The following is a 15,959-nucleotide window of genomic DNA, read 5'->3' on the forward strand; positions in this document are numbered from 1 at the left end:
CGGTCATCGAACCCGAAAGACGCCAAAAATCATGTTCGGGCATGTATCAACCTAAAGAGCCCTAAAGCTCCTTTCGCCCTGCGCGAAAGCCCTCGGAGACGGACAGGGAGCACAGATGCCGCCCGAAACAGAGGCCACCCGACTCGGTGAACAGAGTTCACACCGGGCCAGGGCGCGTCGCCGCACCATCGGATTCCTCGCCACCGACAGCACCGCCTGGGTCGGCGGATTCGTCGCCGCGGTCTGGTTCCGCTACGAACTCGACCTGGCATCGGACCAGCTCGCGCGCGCCGCCGCCTGCGGCGCCCTCGCCGCCGTCGTGCACGTGGCCGTCGCGGCGGTCCGCCGGATCTACTCCGGACGCCACCCCCTGGGCAGCCTCCAGGAGGTGCAGGGAGTCGCCGGCACGGCGGCCACCACGGCCGGGATCATGCTGATCGGTCTGCTGCCCGCCGGCGTACGGCCGGTGCCGGCGAGCACGCCGCTGGTGGGCGGCGCCCTGGCGCTGCTGTTCATGCTGACCGCCCGGTTCACCTACCGGCACCGTCGAGACCTCGCGATGCGGCCGGACGCCCGCTCCTCCAACCCCGTGCTGCTCTTCGGGCTCGGCGACGCCGGGCAGGGGCTGCTGCGCGCGATGCTCGGCGATCCACGGGGGCGTTACCGGCCCGTGGGCGCCCTCGACGACGACCCCGACAAGCGGGACCTGCGCATCGGCGGGGTACGCGTGCTCGGCGGCCGGCAGGACGTGGCGGCGGCCGTACGACGTACCGGGGCGACGACGGTGATCTTCTCCGTCGCCAACGCCGACGCCGCGCTGATCCGGCAGATCCGCGAGGCCACCCTCCAGACCGGGGCGGCGTTCAAGGTGCTGCCGCCTGTCCGGGACCTCGTCGACCACCGGATCACGGTCACCGACGTACGCGACGTGCAGATCGACGACCTGCTCGGCCGCCGGCAGGTCGTGGCCGACATGGCGCTGAGCGGCGACGGGCTCAGCGGCCGACGGATCCTGGTCACCGGCGCCGGCGGCTCCATCGGCTCCGAGCTGTGCCGGCAGCTGATGAAGACGGACCCGGGCGAGTTGATGATGCTCGACCGCGACGAGTCGGCCCTGCACAGCCTGCAGATGTCGCTGACCGGCCGGGCCATGCTGGACGGTCCCGAGCTGATCCTCGCCGATCTCCGCGACGACGAGGGTGTCCGGCGCATCATCCGGGAGCGCCGGCCGGACGTCATCTTCCACGCCGCCGCCCTCAAGCACCTCACGCTGCTGGAGCGGCACCCCGGCGAGGCGGTGAAGACGAACGTCTGGGGCACCCTCGCCGTGCTCGACGCCTGCCGTGACGTGGCCCGGTTCGTCAACATCAGCACGGACAAGGCGGCCGACCCGATCAGCGTCCTCGGCTACTCGAAGCGGATCACCGAACGGCTGACCGCGCACGCCGCCTCCCGGTTCCCGGGCACCTTCCTCAGCGTCCGCTTCGGCAACGTGCTGAGCAGCCGCGGGTCGGTGCTGACGGCGTTCCAGCGGCAGATCGAGCTGGGCCACCCGCTCACCGTCACCCACCCGGAGGTGACGCGCTACCTGATGACGGTGCAGGAGGCGGTGCACCTGGTGTTGCAGGCCGCCGAGATCGGCCGCGACGGCGAGGCGCTGGTGCTGGACATGGGTGAGCCGGTACGCATCGCCGACCTGGCCCGGCAGATGGCCGAACAGGCCGACAGCAACGTGCCGATCGTCTACACCGGACTACGCCCCGGCGAGAAGCTGCACGAGGACCTGTTCGGCACGGGCGAGACCGACGCCCGGCCGCTGCACCCGCTGGTCTCGCACGTCGCGGTGCCCGCCCTGGACCCGATGGAGGTCAGCGGCCTCGACCCGTACGACGAGCCGGCGAAGATCATCGCGCAGCTCGCCCAACTCTGCGCCCACCCGGTCGGGCCGGTCCCCCGCCCCTCGGTGCAGGTGCCGCTGTCGCGCTGACCCTGCCGCTGCTCTCGGTACGCCGCCGACCCGTCGGGTCGGCGGCGTCCGTGTCGGTGGTGGATTCTGGGAGACCCGGCATCGGGCTGCTGGGCGTCCGACCGCCCTGGCCGTGGGGCCTGGTCACGACCAGCTTCCGGTCGTCGGCCCGGCCGGACGGCCGCACGCGGCGAGGGCCGGCGACCGGAAGCTCCGGTCGCCGGCCCTGGTGGTCGGCGTGACCTGCGGCGCGCGGGATGACGGGCCGATCGGTCCGGCTCAGCGGCGGATGCCCGCCCAGTCGTGGTGCCGGCGGACGGTGGAGAGGATGAAGTCGACCACGCGGCGGGAGGTGTCCGGGACCTGGTAGTCAACGGGGCAGGGCACACCCTGGGCGGCGACCTGGGCCACCGTGACCTCGACCGCCTCGACGACGCCCTGCGGGTCGAGCCCGGTCATGATGATCCCGCCGGCGTCCAGCGCCTCGGGCCGCTCGATCGACTCGCGCAACGTCACGGCGGGGAAGCCGAGGATCGCGGCCTCCTCGCTGATCGTGCCGCTGTCGGAGAGCGTGCAGAAGGCCCGGGTCTGCAGGTGCACGTAGTCGAAGAGGCCGAACGGCTCGTGGAACGCGATGCCGTCGAGGGCGCTCGCGTCCGGCGCCAGCGCCTCCAGCCGCTTGCGGGTACGCGGGTGCGTGGAGACCAGCACCGGGTGCCCCCACCGGTTCCGGACGGCCGTGAGGCAGTCCAGCAGACGCTGGAGGCGGGCCGGCTGGTCCACGTTCTCCTCGCGGTGCGCGCTGACCACGAAGTACCGGCCGGGCGTCAGGTCGAGCTGGCGCAGGACGCCCGACGCCGTGATGTCGGGCCGGTAGTGCTCCAGCACCTCCCGCATGGGCGAGCCGGTGTGCAGGATCCGGCGCGGGTGCAGCCCCTCGGCCAGCAGGTTGCGCCGGGCGTGCTCGGTGTAGACCAGGTTGAAGTCGGCGACGTGGTCGACCAGCCGCCGGTTGGTCTCCTCGGGCACGTTGAGGTCGAAACAGCGGTTGCCGGCCTCCATGTGGTAGACCGGCACCCGCATCCGTCGGGCCATCAGTGCGGCGATGCAGCTGTTGGTATCGCCGAGCACGAGCAGCGCGTCGGGTCGCGTCTCGGCGATCGCCGCCTCCATGCCGACCAGCACCCCGCCCAGCACCCGGCCGAGCGACGACGTGTCCACCCGGAGGAACCGGTCCGGATCGCGCAGCCGCAGCTCCTTGAAGAAGACGTCGGAGAGCGTGCTGTCCCAGTTCTGTCCGGTGTGCACCAGCAGGTGGTCCACCGTGTCGTCGAGCCGGGCGATCACCCGGGACAGTCGGATGATCTCCGGTCGGGTGCCGACCACCGTCATGATCCGGGTCATGCCCGTCCTCTCTCTGCTGCCAGCTTGGTCATGATGTCCTCGAACTGGTCCACGCCCACCCGCAGCGACATGCGCTCCTGGTAGACCCGTCGGGCCCGCCGGCCGAGTTCCGCCCGTACGTCCGCGGACTCGGCCGCCGCGACGGAGAAGCGTGCGGCGAGCGCGCGCCAGTCCCCCGGCGGGCAGACCAGGCCGACCCCGGCCGAGCGGACCAGCGCCGCGGCGTCGCCGCCCAGGGACGCGATCACCGGGCTGCCGCAGGCCAGCGCGGCCTGCAACTTCGACGGGACGCTGCCGCGCAGCGCCGGCAGGTCGCGCAGGCAGATCAGCTGCCAGTCGGCGGCCGCGTACAGCACGGCCATCCGGTCGGCGGGCTGCCGGCCGACGAACCGCACGTTGTCGGCGCCGAGGTCGGCGGCGAGCCGGCGGGCGGCCTCCTCGCCGGCCCCCGAGCCCACGATGACCAGGTCGATCCGGTCGCGCACGGCGGCCGCCGCCCGGATCGCGGTCCCGATCCCCTGCAACAGGCCGATGTTGCCGGCGAACATCACGGTGCAGCGCCCCCGGTGGCCGAGGACCGCGCGGGCCTCGTCGGTGGCCGGCACCGGCCGGAACAGCGCGTCGTCGGTCCAGTTCCACACCACCCGGACCCGGTCCGGGTCCGCGCCCCGGGCCACGACCAGCTCGGCCATCGCCGGCGAGATCACCACGACGGCGCCGGCCAGGCGGTACGTCGCGCGCATCAGCGCGCCGACGCCGCGTTCCAGGGCCCGACCAGCCCGGCCGACGGGCGCCATGCCCGAACCGAGCACCGACTCCGGCCACAGGTCCTGCACGTGCAGGACGATCGGCGTACGCCGGGCCAGGCGGGCGAGCGCCGCCGCGGCGACGGAGGTGGGTGGCGGGTGGTAGACGTAGGTGACGTCGACGCCCGCCAACCAGCCGACGCCGCCCAGCGCGCTGCTGGCCCCGAAGGACAGGTGGCTCAGCGCGCGCCGGGCGGCGGACGTGTCGTGGCTCGGGTAGGCGGGCACCCGCCGCACGGCGACCGGCCCGTCCGTCTCGGTGTGTCGCCAGCGCTGCCGCCAGCCGGGGAAGATCCGGCCGTGCGGATAGCTCGGGAAGGTGGTGAGCACCCGCACGTCGTGGCCCCGTCCGGCCAGTTGACGCGCCAGGTTGCCGGGGACGAACACCCCTTCGGGCGGGTACCACTGGCTGACCAGGCCGATCCTCACGCGGCGGTCACCGCGCGCTCCGGTCGGGCCGGCTCCACCGGCTCGGGCCAGGTGTCCGGCCGGCCCGGGTCGAACAGCTCGTTGGTCCAGAACATGGTGACCAGTTCGTCCGGGCCGGTGTTGACCAGCTTGTGCGCCCACATCGTGGGCATGTCGACGAGCACCGGCTCGTCGCCGGAGACTCCGAAGCGCACCACGTCGGTGTGGCCGACCCTGCGCAGGCTGATCTCCGCCGAACCCCGCAGCACGACGAAGCGCTCCACCTTCGCCAGGTGGAAGTGTTCCCCCCGGGTGATGCCGGGACGGGTCGTGGAGCAGAACGTCTGGCCGCCGCCCCCGTACACCTTCACCGTCTCGACCAGTTCGCCCCGGGCGTCCGCCCGGCGCGGCAGCGCCAGCGGGTAGTGCGCCGGGAAGCAGTGCGAGCGGTAGGTGTTGAACAGCCGTACGTCGTGCCGGTCCAGCAGGGCCGGGAGCTCGCCCGTCCGGTAGGTGGCGGCGACGTGGGCGAGCCGGTCGGCCAGCGCCCGTACGCCGGTCCGCAGCGCCGGCATGGCGGGGTCCCACGAGCCACCGGCCGGGACGCCGACGAGCCGGGACGCCGCGTCGGTGACGTGCACGAGGCTCAGCTCGCGGTCGCCGTGCACCTCCGGCTGCCCGCCCTCGGCGAGCAGCCGGCAGAACGTCGCGACCGCGGAGTTGTAGAACGGTTGGCCGTGTTCGCCGTACAGGTTGGGCAGCAGGACGTCGTCGACGGGCAGGCCCGTGTCGGCCAGGATGCCGGCGGCGGCGGCCTTGGCGTCGCCGTACGGGGTGCCGTTGCCGGCCTGCACCGAGTTGGCGTAGACCACCGCGCCGGGTGGCGTCGGGCAGTGCTTGAGGCCCTGCGCGAGCTGGGCGGCGAGCTGCACGTTGCCGGCGGCCACGTCGGCCGGCTCGCCCCGGTTCACCCCGGCCAGGTGCAGCACCCGGTCGACGCCGTCGAGCTTCGTCGCGACCCGTTCCGGGTCGGTCAGGTCGGCCCGGGTGACGACGACCGGCTCCGGCCAGCCGAGGACGCGCAGCAGCACCCGCGCGTGCCAGCCGAGGAAGCCGCCGGCGCCGGTGACGGCCAGCCTCAGCACGCCAGCACCGGGTCCCGCAGGGCCAGCTCCGCGCGGATCTCCGGCAGCGTCCTCAGCAGCTCGACGATCTCCGGTACGCCCAGCCGGGGCGCGTTGGCGGAGTTGAAGTCCTCCGGCGGCCCCTGGTCGACCTCTCCCTCGGAGACGTAGAGCGCGTAGTTGAGGTCGCGGGCGTCCAGCGGCACCCGGAGGAAGTCGCCGAAGTCGTCCGCCTGGGCCAGTTCCTCACGGCTGGCCAGCGTCTCGTCCTGCTTCTCGCCGTGCCGTACGCCGATCACGTCGAGCTTCGCGGGCGCGTCGAAGAGTTGGCAGACCGCCTCGGCCAGGTCGCCGATGGTGCAGGCGGCGGCCTTGCGGATGAAGATGTCGCCGGGCCGGGCGTGCTGGAAGGCGTGCTCGACCAGCTCGACCGAGTCGGCCAGCGACATCAGGAAGCGGGTCATCCCCGGGTCCGTCACCGTCGGCGCCCGGCCCGCCTTGATCTGCTCGATGAACAGCGGGATCACCGAGCCGCGCGAGTACATGACGTTGCCGTACCGGACGCAGGAGACCGTGGTCGCGCTGTGCGGGTTGTTCCGGGCGTGCGCCTGGGCGACCTTCTCCATCATGGCTTTGCTCATCCCCATCGCGTTGACGGGATGCACGGCCTTGTCGGTGCTCAGTACGACCACGGAGGCGACCCCGTTGCGCTCCGCCGCCTCGACGACGTTGGCGCTGCCCAGGACGTTGGTCCGCACCGCCTCCAGCGGGAAGAACTCGCACGAGGGCACCTGCTTGAGGGCCGCCGCGTGGAAGACGTAGTCGATGCCCCGGCTGGCCCGCAGCACCGAGTCGTAGTCGCGCACGTCCCCGACGTGGTAGCGGACCCGGTCGTCGCCGAGCATGCGGCGCATGTCGTCCTGTTTGGCCTCGTCCCGGCTGAGCACCCGGACCTCGCCGATGCCGTGGTCGAGGAGCCGGCGCACCATCGTCTTGCCGAAGGAACCCGTGCCGCCGGTGATGAGCACCCGCTGGCCGTTGAAATTTCTGGTCACTCCCGCTCCCATGTCGGATCCGACGTGCCCGCCCCCGTCCACCTGGCGGGTTCGTTGTGAGGAACGACCACTCCCGTCCCAGAGAAACGCCTTTCACCTGACAATCACTACGAATGCCCGTTTAGTTTCGATATGGGTGAGATACTGACGGAGCAGTCAATATCCCGCCTGGTCACCGACCCGAAGGGCTTCAGCGTGGGCGACGTACATCCAGGCCTCCTGTCCGGATCCGCCCGTCCGCTCGGTACGCACCGGCGGCGGGCACCCCGGCGCTACGCCACCCTGGCCAGCGTCGCGCTCGTCAGCGGCGTCGCCTTCCTGGCGTGCTGGTCGGTGGACCAGACCTATCTGGGTCCCGCCCTGCTGCTCGCCGTCGTCCTCAGTGGGCGGATGCCCCGCCCGGGACCGGTCGACGTGCTCGCCGTGCTGTTCGGCGCGTGGGTGGTCGCCAGCCTCGGTTGGACGGTCGACACGTCGGCGACCCGCAGCGCCGTCTACCTGTACGGCACCTGCGTACTGCTGCTGATCGCCGTACGGCACGTCGTGACGACCACCCGGGACCTGCTCGCGGTCGGCGGCGCGTTCCTCGCCGGGTGCCTCCTCCGCGCGGTCGAGCTGATCCGGGAGCCCTCGCTCACCGGTCCTACCGGCCGGGCGGGCGCCTTCGACCTCACCATCCGGTACGGCATCGAGGGATTCAACATCAACCTGACCGCCTACACGATGGTCGCCGGGATCCTGCTGGCGCTGTTGATGGGAGCCGTCGGCGGGCTGCCCCGCGCGGCCCGCGTCGTGCTCTACGCGAGCGTGCCGCTGCTGGGCTACGCGGTGCTGCTCAGCGGCACGCGAGGCGCGCTGGCCGCGCTGGTGCTCGGGGCCGCGTACCTGCTGTGCAGCCGGGCGGCGCCCCGCACGTGCTGGCGGGTGGCCGCGTTCGTCGTCCCGGCGGCCCTGATCCTGATACCGCTCGGCATGGGCGAGGCGACGCTGCTGCGCCTCGACGGCCTCGTCGCCGACCGGGCGACCGGTGACCTCGCCGGCCGGATGCTGGTCTGGCCCGAGGCCGTCGCTGTCTGGTGGCAGTCCCCGCTCGCCGGGATCGGGGCGGGCGCGTTCACGGCGGTCAGTTCCTGGGGAATCGGCGCCCACAGCCTGCTGCTCACCCTCGGCGCCGACCTCGGGCTCATCGGCGTGCTGTGCTACGCGGCCGTCCTGACCGCCGCCGTACGGCCCGTCGGGAACGCCTCCCGGCCCGGCGCGCGGCTGGCCGGGCTGTTCCTGGTGACGTTCCTGCCGATCTGGCTCACCGGCCACTGGGAGTCCGCCATGGCCGCCTGGCTGCCGCTGGCGTTGGTCTCGCTCGTGCCCGCCCTCACGGCCAACCCGACGGGCGCCGGTGGCCGGCACCGCCGGGCCGACCGGTCAGGACCGGACGCGGTGCCTCCCCGGCTCGGCGGCCGGCGGTCGGAGGTTCCGCTGGCGGGTCCCGCCCACCCGGCGCCACAGGTCGGCGTACTGGCGCAGCACGCTCTGTAGCCGGTAGAGCCGGTGCACCCGGGCCCGGGCCCGGTCGGTCAGCTCGGCACGACGCACCGGATCGGTCATCAGCCTCCGCAGCGCCGCGGCGAGGCCGGCGGGATCCGAGGGCGCGACGACCACCCCGCTGCCGTCGCCGAGGATCTCGGCGATCGCTCCCACGTCGGTGGCGACGACCGGGCAGCCGAGCGCCATCGCCTCGACCACGACGTTGGGGAACCCCTCGGTGTGGCTGGGCAGGACGAACAGGTCGCAGCGGCCCATCATGGCGAGGACGTCCGCGTGCGGCAGCTCGCCCAGGAAGGACACCGACGCCGGCGGCCGGTGCCGTTCGGTCACCGATCGCAGGTAGGCCGGGTCGACGGGGCCGACGAAGAGCAGCCGCCAGCGCGGTTGCGCCGCCGTCCGCCACGCGGCCAGCAGATCCTCGACGCCCTTGGCGGGCAGGACCCATCCGACGAACAGCACCGTGCGTTCCGCCGGCCCGGGGTCCCGGCGTGGTGCCGGGAGCCGGTCGAGGTCCACACCGTTCGGCAACCGCTGCGCCCACGCCGTGGGGACCCGGCTGCGGACGATGGCCTCGGACGCCCCGTCGAGCACCACGACGGCCGTCGCCAGACGCATCGCCGTGGCCAGCAACCGCCACTCCCGGCTGTCGCGCCCGGCGATCTCGGGAATCCGCCCGAAGTGCAGGTGGTAGATCGCCGGTCGCCGGTACGCCCGGGCGATGGACAGCAGCGCCAGGTCCCGGAGCACGCCGGGGCCACCGGCCGAGTTGAGGTGCACGACGTCGGCCCGGCCGGCGGCCAGAGTGCGGCGCAGCGCCACGGCACCGGCCGTGACCTGGCGCATCCCCGCGACCAGGCGCCGGCCCGGCGTCAACTCGTGCACGCCACGCCAGCGCTGGGCGATATCGATCACCTCGATCCGGAACAGCGGATCGTCACGGAACCGGCTGGCCAGCAACGCCACCCCACGGGCGATGCCCCCCATCGGTGGCGGCAGCGGCCCGACCACGCACACCCGCATCCGCTCCGGCATCTCAGCGTCCCCCGTGTCCGGCGCCCGACGTCTCCCGTACGGTGTCGAGCAGGCGCGCCAGCGGCTGTGCGTACACCCGGACGTCGAAGGAGTCCAGCGCCTGCTCCCGGGCGGCCTTACGGATCAGCAGCCGTTCCTCGGCGGTCAGCCGCACCGCCCGGTGCAGCGTCGCCGCCAGCGCGTTCACGGAGTGGTCGGCGCAGACCAGGGCGTTGACGCCGTCCTCCAGGTAGCGGCCCAGATCGCTGGTCAGGTTGCAGATCACCGGGGTGCCGTTCGCCATCGACTCGCAGACCTTCGTGGGGAATCCGGCGTTGGCGTACCGTGCCGGCGGCCGGAGCAGGACGGTGAAGTCGGCCTCGCGCAGCAGTTGCGGCACAGTCCACTGCGGTACCCGGCCGACGACCTCCACCATCTCCGGCGGCTCGGCGCCGAGCAGGTCCCGCAGCTGTCGGCGGGACGGCCCCACCACCCGCAGTCGCAGCCGCGCGCCGGAGCGCGCCACCGCCTCGACCGCCTGGACGACGGTGCCGAGCAGATCCTTGCGCCCGGGGGTGCCGGCGTAGACCAGGGTGAGCTCGTCGCGCTCGGTGGGCGGGAGCTGTGGTGCGACCGCCAACTGCCGCACGTCGAGGGTCGGCGGCACCCGCACCACCGGGCAGCCCCGCCGCCGGAAGTGCTCCTCGAGCAGGGTGCTGATGGCGATGACGCCGGAGCAGCGCGGATAGTGGTGGCGCAGGGCGAGCTTCGCCGACAGGTGCAGGGGACCCAGCGCCCCGCCGGCCAGCTGCCGGGGGCTGTACCACTCGACCACGTCGACCACCAGCGGCACCCCGTGGCGCCGGCACCACCGGCGCAGGTGGACCATGTACGGCGTCCCGCCCCCGTAGACCACGACGTGCGAGGGCCGGGTCGGTTGCGCCGCCAGCCACGCGACCGTCCTCGCCCCCCAGCGGAGCAGCACCTGGGTCGCCCTGGCCGCCGGGCTCGCCCCGGCGGGCGGCAGCTCGCCCACTCCGACGTGGGTTATCGTGCCCGGCCCCGCCGCGACCTCGACGGGTCGAGGCTCGGCCGGGGTGTGCTCACCGCCGACCACCACCACGTGCCGGCCGGCCAGGGCCAGCGACCGGGCGATCCCGTCGACCCGCCGGGAGCAGGCCTCGCCCCACGGGTAGCGGAACGGTCCCACGTAGGCCACCCAGTCGGATGAATCAGTCACCGCGCCGTCCTTTCCGACACCGGGCCGGGTACGGCCACGGCGGAGACCTCCGTCAGGCGGGCGGCGAAGGCCCGGGCCACCTGACCCCTGCTGTGATGGCGCCGCGCCCAGTCGTGCCCGGCACGGGCCAGTCGGCCGCGCAGGGCACCGTCGCGGCACAGCCGTTCGAGGGCCTGCCGCAGCTGTCTCCGGTCCTCGACGTCCACCCCCACGGCGGCCCCGGCGGCATCGAGGTGCCGCATGGAGGCGAGCTCTCCCGGCCCGTACGCCAGGACGGGTCGCCCGGCGGCCAGGTACTGGGGGATCTTGGTGGAGAGCGAGAAACGGGTGTAGCGCCGCAGCTCCGGCCGGAACGACTCCACATGCACCAGGACGTCCGCCCCGGCCAACGCGCGGGTGACCTCCGCGCCACGCAGGGGCGCGCCGAGCTGGACCTGCGGGCAGTCGGCGAACCGGTCCCGGTAGCGGGCCAGGTCCGCCTCGGGCGCGTGCACCGTCAACCGCGGTGGAGGCAGGTCGCCGGGCAGGTCGCCGAGGGCGAGGCCGACCTGACGCAGCGCCGCCCAGCGGTCGAGGTGCAGGCCCCCCACGTAGCTCAGGCGCAGCGCCCCGGGCTGCGCCGAGCCGTCCACCGGTTCGACGAAGGCGCTCTCGTCGACGCAGTTGGCGAACGCCGCGAACGACCGGTCGTACCGCCGCTCGTACTCGCTGGCCATCGCGTCGCTGATGCACAGGCCGCCGACGCAGCGGTCCATGACCCGGTCCAGGTGGCGCCGGACCGAGCGCTGCCCGTAGCCGAGCAGCTCGCCGGAGGCGTAGAGGGTCGCCGGCCAGTCGTCCATGAAGTGGGGCACCAGGGGTGCGCCACCGCACCGGGCCAGCCGGTCGGCCAGCCGCATGATCCGGACGCTGCCCAGCATCGAATAGATCACGTCGGGTCGGAACGCCCGGACCCACCCGGCCAACCGGCCGGCCACCCGCAGCGGGCTCAGATCGGCCAGGGCCCGCAGTTCGGCGTGCAGCCGGGCCGACGAGGGCGCCCCCGCCGACACCGGTATCGCCCCGATCGCCGGATCGTCCCGCTCCCACAGCCCGCCACCGCGGCCGAGCAGGCGCCGTCCGTAGTGGTCGACGGGGCTGCTGCGCGGGTCGACCCGATGGAACCGGGAGCAGACCTCGGTGGAGGGCTCCACGGCGGCGGTGTAGACCTGCGCGAGCCGGTCCCGGGGCCACCCCTCGAAGAGGTTGGCCAGCGTGACGCCGCTGCCCGTGGTGGCCTGGAAGGGCTCCGCCCCGACGACGAGGACGCGGGGCAGGTCCGGCTGCCCGCTCATACCGTGACCCGCTGCCCGTACGCCGCCGGTCGGGCCCGGCCCACGGCCTGGCGGTAACCCAGCAGCGCCGCCGGGACCACCGTCACCAGCCCGACGGCCGCGCCCAGCCACGGCACCGTGGCCAGCCCCAGCGCCCCGGCGCCCCACCACTTCAGCGGCACCGCCATGACGAGGTGCGCCGTCCAGCCGGCGAGCTGCGGGCGGACCACCCCGGCGGCGTTCTGCACCATGAACCAGGGCGAGGCCACCGCGAGCACCGTCCACCAGGCGCCGAGGCCGGCGAGCAGCCACCGGTCCGGCGCGTGTGCCATCCCCATCAGCGCGGCCAGCGGTTGCCCGCCGACGAGCACCACCACGACGCTGGGCAGCCCGACGGCTGCCGCGGCGGCGAGGGTCATCCGGCCGGTGAGGCGGCGGACCCACGCCACCCGCCCGTGGGCCAGCGCCTCGGCGTGCGCCGGCCACAACGCCGTGGTCGCCATCGACATGAGCAGCCCGAGCTGGGTGAACAGGCGGGCGGCCACGGCGAACACGGCCACGTCGGCCAGGCCGTGGGTCTGGGCGACGATCAGCGGGTCGGTGTTGGTCGCGACCGTCAGCACCGCCGTGAGCAGCAGGAACATCCCGCCCAGCCGGAGCAGCGCCCGGGCTGCGGAGGCCTCCACGCACCGCGGCGACGGGGCCAGCTCCGGCATCCGTCGGGTGTAGAGCCACAGGCTGTTCACCGCGTTGCCCAGCAGCGGACCGCTCACCGCCGCGGCCACCACGGTCACCGGCGCGGCGTCGAGCGCCACGGCGACCAGGGTCAGCGGCAGGCAGAGCAGGGAACCGGCCAGCTGCCACGAGTTGGCCCGGGCGACCTGCTGGACGCCGTACTGCACCCGCACGACCAGCGACATCGGCACGTTGAGGATGAAGACGGTCAGGCAGACCAGCGTCATGGCGCGGGCCGTCGGCACCAGCTCCGCGTCGGGCAGGTTGAACACGGCGGCCCACGGAACGGCGAGCGCTCCGATCCAGAGGGCGGCGCAGGCCGCACCCGCCGCGCCGGCCAGGGTCAGGTAGGCGGTGGAGACGTAGCGTCTGGCCTGCGTGACGTCGCCCCGGGCGTGGGCGTCCGCCAGCTTGGTCATCAGCCCGTTCCCGAGGCCGAGATCGGCGAAGGCCGCCATCGCGGTGAGTGCCGTCACCGCCTGCCACAGGCCGAACAGCTCCGTGCCGAGGTACCGCTGGGTGAGCGGAAGCAGCAGCAGCGGTACGGCGGCGCCGACCGCCCGGCTGCCGACCGACGTCGCGATGCCGGCAACCAGCCTCCGGTCGCGGACCCGGTCGGCCGACGCGGGGTCGACCGCCACGGGATCGGCTGACGCGGGATCAGCCGCCCCGGGATCGACCGGCGCGGGACGAGCGTCGGCCGGCTCCGTGACGGCGCGGTGCATCGTTCCGGCCGCCCTAGACGCGGCTCAGCGCGCGAGCAGCCGCCTGCCACTCGACGGTGGCCCGCAGACCGGTGCGCAGCGAGCGCGGCCGGACGGCGGGGAACAGTTCCCGCAGCCGGGCGCAGTCGGCCTGCGAGTCACGGACGTCGCCCGGCTGCGGCGGGCCGTGCTCCAGCTCGAGCGGCCGGCCGAACACGACCTCCAGCTCGGCGGCCAGTTCGAGCAGCGACGTGCGGGTGCCGAACGCCAGGTTGACCACGTCGGCCGCGCCGACCCGGCGCACCACGGCGTCGGCGATGACGTCGGTGACGTCGGCGACGTAGGTGAAGTCGCGGGTCTGCCGGCCGTCGCCGTGCAGCGTCAGGGGCCGGCCGTCGAGTGCGGCGGCGATGAACCTCGGCACCACGGCGGCGTAGGCGTGCCCGGGATCCTGCCGGGGCCCGTACACGTTGAAGAAGCGGAACGGGAGCACCTGGATGCCGAAGCAGGCAGCGTAGGCGAGGGTGTAGGTCTCGGTGGCGAGCTTGGACACCGCGTAGGGGCTCACCGGCATGGGCCGCAGCGCTTCGTGCCGGGGCAGGCCCGGAGCCGACCCGTACACCGAGGAGGAGGAGGCCACCACCACGTGTGGCACGCCGTGGCGGCGTACCGCCTCCAGCACGCTCACCGTCCCCGTGGCGTTGGCGTGGTGGCTGCGCAGCGGATCCTCGATCGAGGTGGGCACCGACCCGAGGCCGCCGAGGTGCACGACGCTGGCGGCGCCCGGCAGCGCGTCGTCGAGCACGTCCGGGTCGCAGACCGAGCCGGTGAGGACGCGGGCGGGCGCGTCCAGCAGGTTGTCCAGCGAACCGGTCGACAGGTCGTCGACCACCACGAGCTCGCTGATCCGCGGCTGCTCGGCGAGCGCGCGGACCAGGTTCGAGCCGATGAAGCCGGCTCCGCCGGTGACCACGATCTTCAACTGTCTCCCCCGATGTCGCGTGCTGCCCGCCGTACCGGCGCCGGCAGGGTGAAATGCCCGTTTTGCGCTCGCAAACCGGTCAACGACGGGCAGCCCGCGAAGGTCACGGCCGCATGTCAGGGCAGGTGGGTCGCGCGTGGACACCACCTCGGATCAACTTCCTCGTTGACCCTCCCGAGACGGACACGCCCACTCCGGTCGGCCGACGCCGCGTCGTACCGCCGGGCGGCGATCGGTCGGACGGCGGGCGACGACCGGACGCGGCCCCGCGAAGGAGGAGATCCGTGAGCCGACGGAACGGCGCGGGCACGGCCGTGCGGGACCGGTCGGCGACGCGGGCGCCCGGCAGCCGGATGCCCCGCAGCCGCGTGCCCGCACAACGCACGGCCGGCCCCGCACACGCCGCGCCCGCGCCGCCGCGCTGGGGGTTGACCTGGCTCGGCGTGCTGCCGATCGGCCTCGCCGCCGCGCTCGCGCCCGCCGACCCCGCCCCGGTGTACGCGTCAGGGCTGTGGCTGGCCGGGCTCGCGCTGCTCGGCAGTGGACGGGTTCCCCGGCTCGGGCCGGTGGACTACCTGGGGCTGTTGCTCTGCGGCTGGATCACCGCGACCCTGATCTGGACCCGCGACCCGACCGCCAGTCAGACGGCGGTGCGGTCCTGGTGGACGGTCACGCTCCTGCTGATCGCCGCCCGGCACGTGCTGACGACCCGGGGACGGCTGCTGGCCGTGGCCGCCGCCCTGCTCAGCGGTACGACCTGGACGGCGGTCCAGGTCGTTCTCGCGGGCGAGAGCGAAGAACCGGTGCTGCGCGTCGGTCTCGACAACGTGGGGGTCAACTACACCGCCTACGCGTTGACCAGCGGCGCACTCGTCTGCGTCATGCTGCTGGTGGCCCGCGCCGGAAACCGGCTCGTCCGCGCCGTGCTCTGGGCGCTCCTTCCGTTGCTCGTGCACGCGATCGCGCTGACCGGCACCCGGGCCAGCCTCGTCGCGCTCGCCGCCGTCGCCGGCTACCTGCTCCTGGCCCTCTTCCACCGCGACGCCTGGGCCTGGTCGGCGGCGGTGTCGGCCCTCCTGCTGGCGGTCGTGCCCTTCGGCCACCTTGGCCGCCACCGTCCCGAGTTGCTGGACGCCCTCTTCAGCAGACCGTTGGACGACCTCTCCGGGCGGCTGCTCGTCTGGCCGATCGCCGAGGCCACCTTCTGGGAGTCGCCGCTCGTGGGCATCGGCGTCGGCGCCTTCCCGAGCGTGAACCCCTACTTCGGCATCGGTGCGCATTCGTTGCTGCTCACGCTCGGCAACGACGTCGGCCTGGTGGGGATCGTCATCTTCATCGCGCTGATCGCGGGTGTGCTCGCGGGCGCCGCGCCAGGGTCCGGGCGCCGCAACGCGATGCTGGCCGGGGCCCTGATCGTCGGGTGGACCCCCATCTGGCTCAGCGGGCACTGGGAGATCTCGCCGGTCGCCTGGCTGGTGCTCGGCCTCTGGTCCCGGCTGCCCGTGGCACTGGCGACGCCGCGCCGTGGCCGCCGCCGACGTCGGCGGTCCGACGCCTTCCTGCCGGGGCGGCTCCCGACGTACCGGACGGGGCACGCGACGACCCGACGGAGCTGACCGTCGAGCGACGTGGGCAATCGGCTCGGCCCACTGCGGCCACCGAGAGG

At 73.7% G+C, this 15,959-nt stretch carries 12 protein-coding genes; 3 read left to right on the forward strand and 9 right to left on the reverse strand.

Translation table 11 applies throughout. From position 1 onward, the window contains the following. Window positions 1–115 precede the first annotated feature (115 nt). Window positions 116–1,987, forward strand: coding sequence for a polysaccharide biosynthesis protein (locus ACGFIR_RS08640; protein WP_393143978.1), 1,872 nt, complete (start codon window positions 116–118; stop codon window positions 1,985–1,987). Between the two features lie 258 nt (window positions 1,988–2,245). On the opposite strand, the gene wecB is transcribed toward ACGFIR_RS08640, so the two are convergent. The 4 genes from wecB to ACGFIR_RS08660 are packed head-to-tail and all read right to left on the reverse strand — an operon-like array spanning window position 2,246 to window position 6,763. Continuing rightward, window positions 2,246–3,370, reverse strand: a complete 1,125-nt coding sequence (gene wecB / locus ACGFIR_RS08645; RefSeq protein ID WP_393143980.1) for a non-hydrolyzing UDP-N-acetylglucosamine 2-epimerase — start codon at window positions 3,368–3,370, stop codon at window positions 2,246–2,248. Next, window positions 3,367–4,605 carry a glycosyltransferase family 4 protein gene (locus ACGFIR_RS08650; RefSeq protein ID WP_393143982.1) on the reverse strand — a complete coding sequence of 413 codons (1,239 nt, stop codon included), beginning with the start codon at window positions 4,603–4,605 and terminating at the stop codon, window positions 3,367–3,369. Before ACGFIR_RS08650 ends, wecB begins: the two co-directional genes overlap by 4 nt. After that, entirely contained in the window at window positions 4,602–5,729 is a 1,128-nt protein-coding gene (locus ACGFIR_RS08655; protein WP_393143984.1) for an NAD-dependent epimerase/dehydratase family protein, read from the reverse strand. Before ACGFIR_RS08655 ends, ACGFIR_RS08650 begins: the two co-directional genes overlap by 4 nt. Continuing rightward, window positions 5,723–6,763 carry a polysaccharide biosynthesis protein gene (locus tag ACGFIR_RS08660; protein WP_393006075.1) on the reverse strand — a complete coding sequence of 347 codons (1,041 nt, stop codon included), beginning with the start codon at window positions 6,761–6,763 and terminating at the stop codon, window positions 5,723–5,725. The genes ACGFIR_RS08655 and ACGFIR_RS08660 overlap by 7 nt, the downstream gene beginning before the upstream one ends. A gap of 132 nt (window positions 6,764–6,895) precedes the next feature. Between ACGFIR_RS08660 and ACGFIR_RS08665 the strand changes: the two genes are divergently transcribed. Then, the gene (locus ACGFIR_RS08665; protein WP_393143986.1) at window positions 6,896–8,299 is read left to right on the forward strand and encodes an O-antigen ligase family protein; all 1,404 of its coding nucleotides are present in this window, start codon (window positions 6,896–6,898) and stop codon (window positions 8,297–8,299) included. Here the strand turns inward: ACGFIR_RS08665 and ACGFIR_RS08670 are convergent. From ACGFIR_RS08670 to ACGFIR_RS08690, 5 genes are all read right to left on the reverse strand, one after another. Next, a complete protein-coding gene (locus tag ACGFIR_RS08670) occupies window positions 8,186–9,340 on the reverse strand; it encodes a glycosyltransferase family 4 protein (RefSeq protein WP_393143988.1) in 1,155 nt (384 codons plus the stop codon). The two genes, ACGFIR_RS08665 and ACGFIR_RS08670, sit on opposite strands and share 114 nt — an antisense overlap. Window position 9,341: 1 nt before the next feature. Further along, window positions 9,342–10,559, reverse strand: coding sequence for a glycosyltransferase (locus ACGFIR_RS08675; protein WP_393143990.1), 1,218 nt, complete (start codon window positions 10,557–10,559; stop codon window positions 9,342–9,344). Then, complete coding sequence (locus ACGFIR_RS08680) at window positions 10,556–11,893, reverse strand: glycosyl transferase family 1 (RefSeq protein ID WP_393143992.1); 1,338 nt, start codon at window positions 11,891–11,893, stop codon at window positions 10,556–10,558. The genes ACGFIR_RS08675 and ACGFIR_RS08680 overlap by 4 nt, the downstream gene beginning before the upstream one ends. Continuing rightward, window positions 11,890–13,248 carry a lipopolysaccharide biosynthesis protein gene (locus ACGFIR_RS08685; RefSeq protein WP_393143994.1) on the reverse strand — a complete coding sequence of 453 codons (1,359 nt, stop codon included), beginning with the start codon at window positions 13,246–13,248 and terminating at the stop codon, window positions 11,890–11,892. The genes ACGFIR_RS08680 and ACGFIR_RS08685 overlap by 4 nt, the downstream gene beginning before the upstream one ends. Before the next feature lie 97 nt (window positions 13,249–13,345). Further along, a complete protein-coding gene (locus tag ACGFIR_RS08690; protein ID WP_393144702.1) occupies window positions 13,346–14,284 on the reverse strand; it encodes an NAD-dependent epimerase/dehydratase family protein in 939 nt (312 codons plus the stop codon). Between the two features lie 293 nt (window positions 14,285–14,577). On the opposite strand from ACGFIR_RS08690, the gene ACGFIR_RS08695 reads away from it, so the two are divergent. Beyond that, window positions 14,578–15,909 carry an O-antigen ligase family protein gene (locus tag ACGFIR_RS08695; protein WP_393143996.1) on the forward strand — a complete coding sequence of 444 codons (1,332 nt, stop codon included), beginning with the start codon at window positions 14,578–14,580 and terminating at the stop codon, window positions 15,907–15,909. Window positions 15,910–15,959: the final 50 nt, after the last annotated feature.

Origin of the sequence: Micromonospora sp. NPDC049051 (assembly GCF_043197575.1) — a bacterium.
GTDB lineage: Bacteria > Actinomycetota > Actinomycetes > Mycobacteriales > Micromonosporaceae > Micromonospora.